Origin of the sequence: Bradyrhizobium diazoefficiens USDA 110, from assembly GCF_000011365.1 — a bacterium.
Classification (GTDB): Bacteria; Pseudomonadota; Alphaproteobacteria; order Rhizobiales; family Xanthobacteraceae; genus Bradyrhizobium; species Bradyrhizobium diazoefficiens.
Window position 1 is genome coordinate 4,362,849 of the sequence record NC_004463.1, and the last position, 13,832, is coordinate 4,376,680.

Annotated in this window: 11 protein-coding genes; 7 read left to right on the forward strand and 4 right to left on the reverse strand. The window is 64.4% G+C overall.

Annotation, left to right across the window (positions count from 1 at the left end; genetic code table 11):
- Positions 1-8 precede the first annotated feature (8 nt).
- From BJA_RS19495 to BJA_RS19505, 3 genes are all read left to right on the forward strand, one after another.
- Positions 9-2,240, forward strand: a complete 2,232-nt coding sequence (locus BJA_RS19495; protein WP_011086709.1) for a N,N-dimethylformamidase beta subunit family domain-containing protein — start codon at positions 9-11, stop codon at positions 2,238-2,240.
- Positions 2,241-2,339: 99 nt separating this feature from the next.
- Positions 2,340-2,867, forward strand: a complete 528-nt coding sequence (locus tag BJA_RS19500; RefSeq protein ID WP_011086710.1) for a carboxymuconolactone decarboxylase family protein — start codon at positions 2,340-2,342, stop codon at positions 2,865-2,867.
- Between the two features lie 26 nt (positions 2,868-2,893).
- Positions 2,894-3,196 carry a nucleoside triphosphate pyrophosphohydrolase family protein gene (locus BJA_RS19505; protein ID WP_027543134.1) on the forward strand — a complete coding sequence of 101 codons (303 nt, stop codon included), beginning with the start codon at positions 2,894-2,896 and terminating at the stop codon, positions 3,194-3,196.
- 16 nt (positions 3,197-3,212) lie between these two features.
- On the opposite strand, the gene glsA is transcribed toward BJA_RS19505, so the two are convergent.
- The 4 genes from glsA to BJA_RS19525 form a co-directional block, all read right to left on the reverse strand.
- A complete protein-coding gene (gene glsA, locus BJA_RS19510; RefSeq protein ID WP_011086712.1) occupies positions 3,213-5,054 on the reverse strand; it encodes a glutaminase A in 1,842 nt (613 codons plus the stop codon).
- Positions 5,055-5,074: 20 nt separating this feature from the next.
- The gene (locus BJA_RS19515) at positions 5,075-7,150 is read right to left on the reverse strand and encodes a TRAP transporter permease (RefSeq protein WP_011086713.1); all 2,076 of its coding nucleotides are present in this window, start codon (positions 7,148-7,150) and stop codon (positions 5,075-5,077) included.
- Between the two features lie 36 nt (positions 7,151-7,186).
- A complete protein-coding gene (locus tag BJA_RS19520; protein ID WP_011086714.1) occupies positions 7,187-8,353 on the reverse strand; it encodes a TAXI family TRAP transporter solute-binding subunit in 1,167 nt (388 codons plus the stop codon).
- Between the two features lie 314 nt (positions 8,354-8,667).
- Positions 8,668-8,889 (reverse strand): biotin/lipoyl-containing protein, encoded by a 222-nt coding sequence (locus BJA_RS19525; protein WP_011086715.1) that lies wholly within the window; start codon positions 8,887-8,889, stop codon positions 8,668-8,670.
- A gap of 94 nt (positions 8,890-8,983) precedes the next feature.
- On the opposite strand from BJA_RS19525, the gene BJA_RS19530 reads away from it, so the two are divergent.
- The 4 genes from BJA_RS19530 to BJA_RS19545 all read left to right on the forward strand — a co-directional run bounded on the left by BJA_RS19530 (position 8,984) and on the right by BJA_RS19545 (position 13,830).
- Positions 8,984-9,958, forward strand: coding sequence for an IclR family transcriptional regulator (locus tag BJA_RS19530; RefSeq protein WP_038966884.1), 975 nt, complete (start codon positions 8,984-8,986; stop codon positions 9,956-9,958).
- Positions 9,888-11,447: a propionyl-CoA carboxylase subunit beta gene (locus BJA_RS19535; RefSeq protein WP_011086717.1), complete on the forward strand. Its 1,560-nt coding sequence runs from the start codon at positions 9,888-9,890 to the stop codon at positions 11,445-11,447. Before BJA_RS19530 ends, BJA_RS19535 begins: the two co-directional genes overlap by 71 nt.
- Positions 11,448-11,852: 405 nt before the next feature.
- A complete protein-coding gene (locus BJA_RS19540) occupies positions 11,853-13,262 on the forward strand; it encodes a TadE/TadG family type IV pilus assembly protein (protein ID WP_028170976.1) in 1,410 nt (469 codons plus the stop codon).
- Positions 13,263-13,272: 10 nt separating this feature from the next.
- A complete protein-coding gene (locus BJA_RS19545; RefSeq protein WP_011086719.1) occupies positions 13,273-13,830 on the forward strand; it encodes a TadE/TadG family type IV pilus assembly protein in 558 nt (185 codons plus the stop codon).
- Positions 13,831-13,832: the final 2 nt, after the last annotated feature.

The following is a 13,832-nucleotide window of genomic DNA, read 5'->3' on the forward strand; positions in this document are numbered from 1 at the left end:
GATTATCGATGCTTCCGATCACCGGCTATGCGGACCGCTGGAGCGTGCGCTCCGGCGACGCCATCAACTTCATGATCGCGGTCAAGGCCGGCGGCCGCTACTCGGCGCGGATCGCCCGCGTCATCTGTGGGGACCCGAACCCGAAAGGGCCCGGTTATCGCGAGATTCCGGTCAAGTGGGATCTCGAAGGCCAGCACGATGGCATCGAGCAGTCCATCGCAAAGGGCTCATGGGTCGATGTATCAGCACTGGCGCTGCCGGCAGGCCCGATCGCCTTTGCCGCGACCGTCTGGCCGACCCTGCTCGCCGCGGGCAGGCAGGCCGTGCTGAACTGGGCGGGCGCCAGCGGCGCGCTGACGCTTGGCGTCGGCAAGGCGGGCGCTTTTGCGCGGCTTGTCGTTGGCGAGACAACATTCGAGGTCGAGACCGGCATCGCGCTCACCGAGCGGGCGTGGCACGATATCGCGTGTCTGTTCGACCCGGTGACCGGATCGCTGGCGATCGCACAGGTCCCCCGCAAGATCAGGCTCGACCGCGACGAGCGTGCGACGAAAACGCTGGGTGCGCCGCGCACCGCGTTGGCCGGCATGTGGGCCGTCGCGATTGCGGCGGAGCGCGCAGGGCAAGGCGCAGTCCACCATTTCAACGGCAAGATCGAACGGCCGCGCATCACCGATGGCAGCAACGGCCTTGATGATGTCATCGCCGCGCAAGGCTCTGGAGCCGCGGCCCAGGCCATCGCCGAATGGGATTTTTCCATCGGCATTCCGACCGACATTGCGACCGATATCGGTCCGTCCAGGGCGCACGGCGTTTGCATCAATTTGCCGACGCGCGCGATGACGGGATCGCGCTGGACAGGCGGCGTGACGCATCGCTGGACGGAACAGCCGAAGCTCTGGGGCGCGATCCATTTCCACGACGACGATATCGGCGATTCCGGCTGGCAGCCGTCGTTGACCTTCACCGTGCCGGAAGACTGGAAGAGCGGCGTCTATGCGCTGCACCTGGAAAAGGACGGCGCGCGCGACAACATCGTCTTCTATGTCCGCGCCCGCATACCGGGATCGCAGGCCAAGGTGGCATTCCTCGCCCCGACCTTCAGTTACACGGTCTATAGCCAGTATCAGAAGAAGGGCAGGCAGGCCCTGATCACGGAGCGGTCGCTCGCCTGGGGCGCGCTGGCGCAGGCGCCGGACGGCCATCCCGAATACGGCGTGTCGCCCTACAACTTCCATTCGGACGGCAGCGGCGTGGTGATGTCGACCATGCGCCGGCCGCTGATCGACAAGCGCGTGAACCAGATCCACCTCGTCGATCCCAGCGACTACGGTTCCGGCCTGTACTGGATCTCCGCCGACAGCGCCATCACCGATCTTCTGACCCGCAAGGGCATCGATTTCGAGGTCATCACCGATCACGACGTCCATGCCGAAGGCGTCGATCTGCTGTCGAAATATTCCGTGGTTCTGACCGGCCAGCATCCGGAGTACCACACGCACGAGACGCTCGATGCGCTCGGTGCCTATATCGGCAATGGCGGCCGCTTCATGTATCTCGGCGGCAACGGCTTCTACTGGAAAGTGGTGCCGCACGCGACGGGCACATGGGCTTTCGAATTGCGACGCGCCGAGGGCGGCATCCGGCTCTGGGAAACGCTCCCCGGCGAGAGCTATCATGCTTTCGACGGGTCCTATGGCGGCCTCTGGCGACGGCTCGGCCGCCCGCCGCAGGCGCTGGTCGGCGTCGGCTTCAGTACGCAAGGGGAGTACATGGGCTTCCCCTACACCTTCCTCGACGGCATTCTCGATCCCCGCGTCGCATTCATGCGCGAGGGCATCGAGGATCTGGCAAGGCCGGGCGCCAAGCTCGGCGAGCGCGGCTTCATGGGCGGTGGCGCCGCAGGCCACGAGCTCGACCGCGCCGACACGCGCCTCGGCACGCCGCATCATGCGATCATCATCGGCCGGGCCGTGCTTACCGATCCGACCTATCAGCCGGTCAATGAAGAGCGCTACGACCACACCTGGCCGGCGCCGCGCGAGGAGATCATCCGTTCCGACCTGACCTTCTTCGAGACGCCGAATGGCGGCGCGGTCTTTTCCGTCGGCTCGATGAATTTCATCGGCGCGTTGCCGGTGGACGGCTACAACAACGTGGCGGCCCTGCTGGTGACCAATATCGTCCGCCGCTTTGCCGATTCCACGCCGTTCCAGGCGCCGAAAGCGTCGACTGCGTAGCAATGACGCGATGCGCGATGATGTTGCGCTTGCGTCAGCGCAAGATTAGTCTTGGGAACTCTGAAAAAACGACAACAAGACCAAGACCCAAGGTGACTGATGGCCCGTATCAACTACAGCGACCCGTCCAAGGCGTCCGATCGCACCCGCGAAATCCTCGACAAGAACCGCCACGCCAACATCTTCCGGATGATGTCGCATTCGCCGAGCTATTTTGAGCAGTATTGCCGGCTCGGCGGGGCCATCCGCCACAAGGGCGAGCTCGATCCGGTCGTGCGCGAGCTCGCCATCACGCGCACCGGCATCCTGTGCGAGGCGCCGTACGAGATCGTCGCCCACAAGCGCATCGGCAAGAATGTCGGCGTGACCGACGAGCAGAACGAGGCGCTGGAGAACTGGCAGGCCGCGAGCTGCTTCAATGAGGTGCAACGCGCCGCGCTCGCCTTCACCGACGAGATCGTCAAGCTGAACAAGCCGACGGACGCGACCTTCAAGGCGATCGCATCGAAGCTGACGCCGGCCGCGCTGGTCGAGCTGCAGCTCTCGGTCGGCTTCTACATCATGACGTCGAAATTCCTGGAGACGTTCGAGATCGATCTTCAGCCGGTCACGGAAGTGGTGGGCTGATCCGAAAGCCGGGGCGAGGGATGCCGATGACGATCGATGAATATGCGGCCTGGGCCGCAAGCGTTGCGAAAGTCGATGAGCATCCGTCGAACGAGCGGCTGTCCTATCTCGGGCTCGGCCTCGCCGGTGAATCGGGTGAGGTCGCCGACCACATCAAGAAGCTGCTGCGCGATGACTGGCTCGACAAGGCGGGTCTCGTCGAAGAGCTCGGCGATGTCATCTATTACTGGGCCTGCCTGTGCGCCGCGACCGGCCAGCAGCCATCCGAATTGCTCAAGGCCAGCGCCGCCAAGATCAGGCGGCGGATCAGCGAGGCGGCAAGCCGATAAGACATACCGGCGTCGCTCAGGTCGACGTCAAAATATCCACCTTGGCGTTGGCGACAATCAGGCGGTCGGCGAGCAGCTGCGCGAGGTTGCGCATGATGCGCTCGGAGGCCCGCGGATGCTGCTCGCGGAAGCGCTCAAAGTCCTTCAGCGGGGCTTCGAAGGCCGTCGCCGCCATGTCGGCGAACACGTCGGCCGAGCGGGTTTGCTCGAGCAGCGCCATCTCGCCGAACGCCATGCCGGCGGTCAGGGTTGCGAGCCGCACGCCGTCGGGCAGCGTGACATGCACCGCGCCGCTGCGCAGGAAGAACAGGGCATCGGCGGGATCGCCTGTCGTGAGGATCTTTGCGCCGGACTGATAGGTCCTGATGGTGCAGATCGCGCCGAGCTCCGCCAGCTCGTCCGCGCTGAGACCTTCCAGCAGCGGCTGCTCGGCAAGCTCGGTGGTCTCGTGGAAATCGATCGAGCCGCCGTAGCGGTAGACGATCTGGTCTTCGGCCCATTCGATCGCGGTGTCGAGCAGGTAGAAGTCGCGGACGTTCTTCAGCTCCGCGGTCCACTCCCGCAGGGTATTCCACTCCTTCGAGGCGCGCCTGACGCCCGATAGCACCACCGTGACGTTCAGCGCGGCGAGCTCCTCGAAAGCTTCGGCCACGAGCCGCGCGCCGGCGCGGGTGGTGGAGGTGACGCGGTGGAGGTCGAAGATCACGAATTGCGGCCGTGGCCGGCCCGCGAGCCGCCGCGACACGTAGTCGACCGCCGACAGCGACAGCGTGCCGACCAGCTCGATGATCCGCACCTCCTGCTCGTGCGCGGCCAGGATCTCGCGCTCCTGCGCGCGTCGCACGCGCCGCGACGGGCTCTTGCCGATGTCGTAGTCGGCGATGACGGCGTTGCGCGCGTCGTCGCTGCGGTTGAGCATGTGCAGGTCGTAATGCGAGGACAGCGCCTCGCAGACCTTGATGCCGCGTACGCTGTTGCCGTGCTTGTCGAGCTTTGGCGAATAGCTGCCGAGCCCGAGCCGGGCAGGGAGCGCCGCCAGAATGCCGCCGCCGACGCCGCTCTTGGCGGGAATGCCGATGCGGTAGATCCATTCGCCGGCATAGTCGTACATGCCGGAAGACGTCATCACCGACAGCGTGCGCGAGATCGCGTAAGCGCTCATCACCTGCTCGCCGGTCACCGGATTGATGCCGCGATTGGCGAGCGTTGCCGCCATCACCGCGATGTCGCGCGCCGTGACCAGCACCGCGCATTGCCGGAAATAGACGTCGAGCACGGCGGCGACGTTGTCCGAGATCACCGCATTGGTCTTCAGGAGATAGCCGATGGCGCGGTTGCGGTCGCCGGTCTGGCTCTCCGAGCTGTAGACGGCCTCGTCCACGGCGAGATCGCGCCCGGCGAAGCGGCTGAGCGCAAGGCGGATCTGCTCGAAGGCCTCCGCGCCCTTGCTGTCGTAGATCAGTCCGGTGCACGCGATCGCGCCGGCATTGACCATCGGGTTGAACGGGTGGTTGTCGGAATTGAGCCGGATCGAGTTGAAGGGATCGCCCGACGGCTCGACGCCGATCGCGCTCTCGACGCGGCCGGCGCCCAAAAGATCCAGCGCCAGCGCGAACACGAACGGCTTTGACATCGACTGGATGGTGAAGGGCACCCTGGAGTCGCCGACCTCGTAGACATGGCCGTCCAGCGTGGCGAGGCTGATGCCAAAATAGGCAGGGTCGGCGTTGCCCAGCTCCGGAATGTAATCGGCCACCGCGCCGGAGGTTTCGGCGGAGAATTCGTTGAGGCAGGTGTCGAGAAACCGCAGCAAGGGCGGCTTCGAGCGGGTCCAGGCGGAGGCGGGCGGCGGTGTCATCGCCTCCTTGTGCAACGCAATCAGGGCACGCGCAACCCGTCCGGTATCGGCCCTTGCCGTCGGATCAACAGCAGGGCGATCAAAATCGTTGGCGCGAGGATCGCAAGGCCCAGCATGGTGACCTGCATCTGCGACAGCGGCATGATTCCGCCGCCGGGGGTCGCCACCACGAATCCGCCGATCACCAGCAGCACGCGGATCGGCCATTCCAGCGCGCCTGCGCCGCGGAGGTCGCCGACGAAGGGTTGGTAGCCCTGGATGCCGCCGCAGATGAACAGCGTGCCGAACGCGGCCAGTGCCATCAGGCCGAGGCCGGCGAGATAGGGGCTCGACCCCTGCAGCACCAGCGCCGGATTGAGCACGAAGAAGAACGGGATGAAGTAGATGATGCTGCCGACCCACATCGATTCCCAGCCCGTCTTCATCGCGGGCGAGCCGGCGATGCCCGCGGCGGCGAAAGAGGCGATCGCAACCGGCGGCGTGATCGACGACAGCATGCCCCAGTAGAAGATGAACATGTGCACCGCCATCCTGTTCAGCCCGAGCTTCTCCAGCGCTGGCGCGACCAGGATGGCGAGGAAGATGTAGCAAGCCGTCGTCGTCAGCCCGAGGCCGAGAATGAGGCTGGTGAGGGCGCACATGCCGAGCAGCAGGAAGGGATTGTCGCCGGCAATATGCAGCAGGTCGTTGGCGAGGCTCGACACCACGCCGGTCATCGAGAATGCGCCGATCAGGAGGCCGCAGCCGGCGAGGATGCCGACCAGCTCGACGAAGGTACGGCCGTTGACCTCGAGGAATTTGCCGATCGTTGCGAGCGTCCAGCGCGTGTCCTTGGAGAACAGCTGGTTGAGCACGAGCAGCAGCGCGGTGGCGTAGAACGGCGCGTGGCTCTCGCGCTTGAAGTAGAGCAGCATCACGATCAGGAGCGCGATGACGAAGACGTAGTACCAGCCGTCCTTGATCGTATCCATGATCCGCGGCAGCTCGGCGCGCGGAATGCCCTTCAGCCCGTGGCGCGCCGCGTAGGCGTCGACCTGCATGAACAGGCCGACATAATAGAGCGCCGCCGGAATGATCGCGGCGACCGCGACGTCGGCGTAGCTGACATTGAGGAACTGCGCGATCACGAAGGCGGTCGCGCCCATCACCGGCGGCGCCAGCACCGCGCCCGTGGAGGCGCAGGCCTCGATCGCGCCGGCATAGGAGGCGCGAAAGCCGCTCTTCTTCATCACGGGGATGGTCATGGTGCCGGCGGTGAGCACGTTGGAGATGATCGAGCCCGACATCATGCCGAGCAGGCCGCTGGCAAAGATGCAGACCTTCGCCGCGCCGCCGCGGAACGTGCCGCACAGCGCGAAGGCGAGGTTGATGAAGAATTTGCCGGCCCCCGTCATCATCAGCGCGGTGCCGAACACGAGGAAGCCGATCACGGTGTCGGCAAAGGCCTGGATGGGAATGCCGAGCAGGCTCTCGCCCGACAGCACGTGATAGGCGGTGGCCTGCTCCAGCGTCGATTGCGTGCCGCGGAACGGACCTAACCAGCCGGATTCGGCGAACAGCGGATAGACGGTGAAGGGAAACACGCTGAGCAGCAGGCTCCAGCCGCCGGTGCGGCGCAGCGCCTCCATCAGCATCACCCACATCACGAGGCCTGCGGCGATCACGCTGTTCGGCGCGCCGCCGAATTCCCACCCGGCCTCCGCCGCCTTGCGCACGTTCGACATCAACAGCAGCGCGGCCGCGAAGGTCACGACGAAGAAGACGAGGTCGTACCAGGGAATGCGGTCGAGCGGCGCGCGCTCGGTTCCCGGGAAGATCAGGAAGGTGAAGGGCAGCATCAAGGCGATCAGGAGATAGAAATACTCCGTGTTGAGCTGGGTGTAGCCGATGAAGAAGCGCAGCGAGAACTGCTGGTTGATGCAGAGCAGGATGGTCGCCGCGGTCGCAGCCACGAGCGTCCAGCGCCAGGCGCCGCGCAACGTGCGCACGCGCGTCACCTCGGCTTCCTGCATGTTGCCGGCGGCGCCGTGCGGATCGTCGAACACGACCCGCTTGGCCTCGTCCTTGGGGGCCGTGGAAACTGAAGCAGACGACATGATCGACCCCGATCGTAGGCAGTTAACCGCTGTGGATTAGTCCTCGAACCCGTTCGGCATGTCGGCTTTCGCAAGTGCTGTGGCGCGCGCCTTCATCCAGCCGTCGAGGAACGCCTTGTCGTCGGACGGCGGACTGGACTTGCCGTAATCCGCCCAGGCGGCTGCGAGCACCTCTTGCCGCTTGATCAGCTTGTTGTTGTGCGCGTCCTGCGCATCGCTCCATTGCCCGGCTTCCTTCAGTGCCTTCACCGCGCCAGGATGCACCGGCACCACCCAGTTCTTGGTCTGGCGGTCGGCGGCGAGACCGCCGGCGCCGGGCGCGGAGTCCTTGTAAGCGTCGTAGTTCACGATCATCGCCTTGGTGATCGCGTAGACCTGGTCGGGTGCTTGCGAGGCGTAGGTCACGAAGATCGGGTAGGGATAGTTGCCGAGCTCGATCGGCTTGTCCGGCGAGATGCCGGCGCCGCAGGTCGCGACTTGCGGGAAGAAGAACGAGCCGACCTTCTGCATCCGCGCCCAGCCCTCCTTGTCCTTGGCCGGCAGCGGCGGCCAGATCAGGCCGCGCGGCGAGGTCTCGGCTTCCTTGGCGGGGCCGGTGATGGTGGTGCCGAAGGCCGCGTCAGTGTCGTTGTTGATCAGGCCCTTCCACATCGCGCCGTAGCTTGCGAACTCGACGACCTTGACGTCCTTCTGCGTCAACCCGGCGAAGGCGAGCACCGCGAGCGAGTTCTGGTTCAGCGCGGGCGAGCCCACGACGAATCCGACGCGCTTGCCTTTCAGGTCTTTCAGATCTTTCACGCCGGTATCGGCTGCGACGCCAAGCGAACCGCAATTGCAATCGACGCTCGAGAGCAGGATCTGAAGCGGCTGCGGCCCCCATTCTTTGCTACCGAACTCGAACACGCCTTCTTGCGCGAAATAGGTGCCCGATCCCATCGCCGCCGCCGCGGCACGCTTGGCGCGCAGCGGCGCCAGCCGCGCGACGTCGTTGCCTGCGGGGAGCACGCGCACGTCGGTGCTGTACTTGTCCTTCATCATCTTGCCGACGCCGACCGCGATGTTGAAGCCGGCAGTGCCGGTGTCATAGGCGGTGAACGTCAATGTCGGCGGCAGCTTGATGTCTTCGGCCGACGCATAGCGTGTAGACGCAAAAGAAATGCCCGCAACCAAGGCAGGCGCGAGCACGAGCAGCCCACGAAGCATGTTTTCCTCCCAACATCCTCGCTTGGTTCGCGAAGACCTTCTTGCTTGAAAAGATCATGTCATCCGTATCAGGCGATGGCAACGTCGTACCGCGGAGGTGAAGCGGAGGTCTGACAGATTGTCGCGGGCCACTGACGGCGATAGCGCATCGCTCGGCCATGGTTCGAGACGCGCCGTGAGCGGCGCTCCTCACCATGAGGATGTGTGATTTGCTGCGAAAACCAGCCTCATCCCGATGAGCCTGCCAAAAGCAGGCGTCTCGAAGGATGGCCACAAAAAGATTGCGCAACCACGTCAGGCGATGCGCATGCGCTTCAGCTCGCGACGATCGCGATGGCCTGTCCCTCGGCGACGACGTCGTCGAGTTTGACGAGAAGCGATGTGATCGTGCCGGACGCAGGCGAGGGTACCGGGATCTCCATCTTCATCGCCTCGACCACCACAACGTCGTCACCATCCGCAACGGTTCCTCCAACTTGCACGGGAGTTGCGCAGATGCGTCCAGCGACCTCCGTGACGATCTTAATTTCTGGCATGCCATCGCCTTTTTGTTGTCGTCGCAAAATGCCTGAGGTAGCGTCGTCTGCAAGTGGAATTTAATTCCGCACAGCGGAACAGATGGTAGGGAACATGGGACGACGTTCGGAGCGGTTGAGTAGGCAAGGTGTGCTCGCTGGCGAAGCCGGTGAGGGTGATGTCATCCAGGTGGTGTCGCGCGCGTTCGATGTGTTGCGATGCTTCGAGGGCCACGAGGCGCGGCTCGGCAATCTCGAGATTTCAAATCGCTGCGGCCTGCCGCGCTCGACGGTGTCGCGGCTCACGCACACGCTGACGCGCATGGGCCAGCTCGTCTATCTGCCGCGCGACCAGAAATATCGCATCGGCCCGAGCGCGGTGGCGATGAGCGCCTCGATGATGAAGGGCGCGCAGCTGCGCAGCATGATCCGGCAACGCCTGCAAGAGGTCGCTGAGCAACTGCCGGGGACGGTCGGCTTCGTGGTCCCCGATCGCTTCCATCTCGTCTATCTCCAGTTCGCGCGATCCGCGACTGCGCTCGGCCTGCATGAAGGCACCGGCAGCCGCATCTCGATGGCCTCGACCGCTGCGGGCGCAGCCTACACCGCGGCGCTGGCGCCCGAGGTCGGCGATGCCTTCATTGCGGACATGGAGCGCGAAGCTCCCGAGGCGGCCAAGATCCTGAAGCCTCGCATCGAAGCCAACCGGCAATCGCTGCGCGAGCGCGGCTATGTCACGGCCTGCGGCCTCTGGAGCCCGCACATCAACGGCCTCGCGGTGCCGATCTGGTCGCCGCAGTACCAGACCTTCGTCGTCATCACGATCGGCCTTCTGTCTGCGATGTACGACGAGCAGCGTCTGCATGCGGAAGTCGCGCCGCTGATGCTCGCGCTGGGCCGATCGCTGGGCAGCCTGCTCGAGGGTGCGGAAGGCGACGTCTTCAACAACCGTATCCCGCGCAAACCGGTCGCAATGGCCGTGCACAACAATAACAAGCCGATCAATTCGGAGGGAGTGAATGACCTGGAAGCCGGAACTCGACGAGCTCGCCCGGCGCGAAGCCTTCGCGCGGGAGATGGGCGGCGTTGACAAGGTCAAGCGACAGCATGACCAGGGCCGGCTGACTGTTCGGGAGCGCATCGACAAGCTGATCGACAAAGGCAGCTTTCACGAGATCGGTGCCGTCTCCGGCATCGGTGAGTACGATTCCAGCGGCGAGTTACAGAAGTTGACGCCGGCGAACTGCGTGTTCGGCCGCGCGCGCGTGGACGGCCGCACGGTGGTCGTGGTCGGCGACGATTTCACCGTGCGCGGCGGCTCGGCGGATGCATCGATCTCCGCGAAACCGCTGATGGCGGAGGAGATGGCGCACGACTTCCGTCTGCCCATCGTCCGTATCATCGAAGGCTCCGGCGGCGGCGGCTCGGTCAAGACCATCGAGACCAAGGGCGCGGCGAACCTGCCGGGTGGCATCGGCGGCACGCGCTGGTATCGCTTCACGACGGAAAACCTGTCGCGGGTGCCGGTGGTCGCGCTCGGCCTCGGTTCGGTTGCAGGGCTCGGTGCCGCGCGCCTCGCCGCCAGCCACTATTCCATCATGACCCGGAAGTCCGCGATGTTCGTCGCGGGGCCGCCTGTGGTGAAGGCGCTGGGACAGGACCTCTCGAAGGAGGAACTCGGCGGCGCCGACATCCAGACCCGCGCCGGCGCGATTGACCATGCCGTCGGCACCGAGGAAGAGGCGTTCGCCTGCGCGCGGCGCTTCCTGTCCTATCTGCCGTCGTCGGTCTACGAGCTGCCGCCGACCTTGCCCTGCACCGACAATCCCGAGCGTACCGAGGAAGCGCTGATGAACGCGGTGCCGCGCAACCGCAAGCAGGTCTACAAGATGCGGCCGATCATCGAGTCCGTTGTCGACAAGGGCTCGTTCTTCGAGGTCGCGAAGAATTTCGGCAAACCAATCATCGTCGGCCTCGCGCGGCTCGAGGGCAGGGCGGTGCTGCTGCTTGCCAGCGACAGTTTTCACTATGGCGGCTCCTGGACGGCGGATGCGTGCCAGAAGGTGGTGCGCTGGGTCGATTTCGCCGAAACCTTCCATCTGCCGATCGTCTATCTCATGGACTGCCCCGGCTTCATGATCGGGCTCGATGCCGAGAAGGCGGCGACCATCCGCCACGGCGTCCGCGTCATGGCCGCGGTCAACCAGACCACCGTGCCCTGGTGCACCGTGATCCTGCGTAACGCGTTCGGCGTCGCCGGCGTGGTGCATCAGCCGGCCGACCGCTTCTCGATCCGCTACGCCTGGCCGTCGGCCTATTGGGGCTCGCTTCCGCTCGAAGGCGGCATTGAAGCGGCCTACCGCGCCGACATCGATGCGGCCGAGGACAAGGCGGCGAAGCTGAGGGAGATCGAGGAGCGGCTGAACAAGCTGCGCTCGCCGTTCCGCTCGGCCGAGAAGTTCTGGGTCGAGGAGATCATCGATCCCAGGAAGACGAGATCGTTGCTCTGCGAGTTCGCAAGGCTGGCCGAGCCGCTGCGAAAAGCCGGACCGCCGGAGAACATGACGATCAGGCCGTAGGCGGCCCGGCGCGTCACAGAGGCGCGAAAGTCCCGAATCGGACCGACAGGCCCCCCCTTGCCAAGAGCGGGACGGGTTTTCCGCCGCTTGCGATCTGCCTGGAGACGGCGCGCGGCCGTGCCTGATAGCGCCGGTCGTGAGGCCGCAACGGGCGTAGGGGGCACCTGTTACCGCTTACCCGCGGGTGTCTGCGATCGCGTTTAACCGACGTTAATGATGCCTTCTCAATATGATACATCCAACCTGTTGCAGCCCATGTTGTGGATTGCTCGTAAGTCTTGATTAAGGGAGCCCTCCGCATATTCCGCCCATGACGGCGAGCGCCGGGATCGAAACCCGGCAGTCTTTTCCGTCGATTTCAGGGGAAGGGCCGCTGCCGTAGCGACGGCAGCCAGGATGAAACTCATGCTCCGCAGCGCAATGCTTCGTTTCGCGAGAGACAGGAAGGCCAACGTCGCCATCATCTTCGCGCTGATGATGGTCCCCACGATCTTTCTACTGGGCATGGCGCTCGACTATACGCTGGCCCTGCGCAAGCGGGAGCAATTGAACGCAGCTGCCGACGCGGCCGCGATCGCGGCCGTGAGGCCGGCGATGCTGACGCAGAGCGACACCACCGTCGTCAAGGCGACCGCGGAAGCCGTCTTCGCAGCGAAGGCGAATCTTCCCGGACTGTCCGCGGTTCCGACACCGACGGTCACTATCGTCGATTCCGGTCTCGCGCGAACCATCACGGTGTCCTACACCGCGCAGTCCACGAACAATTTCCCCGGCGTTCTCGGCAAGCAGACCTGGCAGGTCGCCGGTTCCGCGACGGCGAGGGCGTCGAGCGCGCCCAACATGAATTTCTATCTGCTGATGGATGACTCGCCGTCCATGGGGATCGGCGCGACCACGACCGACATCAGCAATCTCATCAAATACACCGCCCCCGCGTACCAGTCGGCAGGGGGCTCGCAGAACTGCGGCTTCGCCTGTCATGAAACCAATATCGCTCACGACGGCGGGACCAAGGATAACCTCGCGATCGCGCGACAAAGAAATATCACCTTGCGGATCGATCTCGTGACGAGTGCCGTCAACCAGTTGCTGAATAGCTGGTCGAACTGCCCGCAGTCGGGCGTTTCGGGCGGCGTCATGCAGTGCATGTCGGCGTTGAACAACACCACCTACAAAGCGGCGCTCTATACGTTCGATTTGGGTTTGAACGCACTGGCCACACTGACCACCCCGACCAGCGCCGGAACCCAGGTTTCCAACATCGCGCTGATGCCGGTCGCCTACCAGAACTGCGTCGTTGTGACGACCAACTGCAAGACCGACAATGGCACAGATATCGCCGGCGCGCTTAAAAGCCTCAACGACGTCATGCCCACTCCCGGGCTTGGGAGCAACGCGTCGGGAGATACGCCGCAGGAAGTGGTGTTCCTTGTCACCGACGGCGTGGAGGACAAGATCGTCTCGGGCGCTTCGACTTGCCCCAACGCGAGCCTCGCCTCCAACAATCGATGCCAGCAGCCGCTCGACACGACGATCTGCACGACCATCAAGAACCGGGGCATTAAGATCGCTGTCCTCTACACGGAATACTTGCAACTTAAGACCCCCAATATCCCGGTCACGAACAGCTGGTACATGAGCTGGGTGGACCCGTACAACGAGCCTACTTCCTTGACCGGGACCATCGCGCAAAAACTGCAATCATGCGCCTCGCCTGGCTTCTATGCCTCCGTCCAAACCGGTGGCGACATTTCCGACGCGCTGACGAACCTCTTCATCAAGGTGGCGTCAAGCACTGCCAGCCTCGTGCAGTAGAGCAAGCGCCATGACTGGTCCAAAGGCTACAACGAGAACGAGGCGCGGCGGTCGCTGCGCAGCTTTCGCCCGGGACAGCAGGGGTGCCACGGCCGTCGAATTCGCGCTCGTCGCCGCGCCGTTCCTCGCCCTCATCATTGCGCTCATTCAGACGTTCATCGTTTTCTTTGCGCAGGAATTGCTCGAATCCGTGGTGCGTCAATCGGCGCGCCTGGTCATGACGGGACAGGTTCAGTCCGCGCAGATGACGCAGTCCGCATTCAAGCAGAAGGTCTGCGACCAGATCGTGATCTTGTTCAACTGCAGCGGCATCATGGTGGACATGCAGGTCGCCACGTCGTGGACTTCCGCGAACACGGCCATGCCCTCCCTGACCTTCGACGCTACGGGTGCGGTCACCAACACCTGGCAGTTCAATCCCGGCGACTCCGGCGATATCGTCGTCCTCCGGGTGATGTATGTCTGGCCTGTCATGCTCGGGCCACTCGGTTTCAATCTGTCGAATCTTTCCAACGGCAACCGGCTGATCATGGCGTCCGCCGCGTTCCAGAATGAGCCAGGGAGCTGACT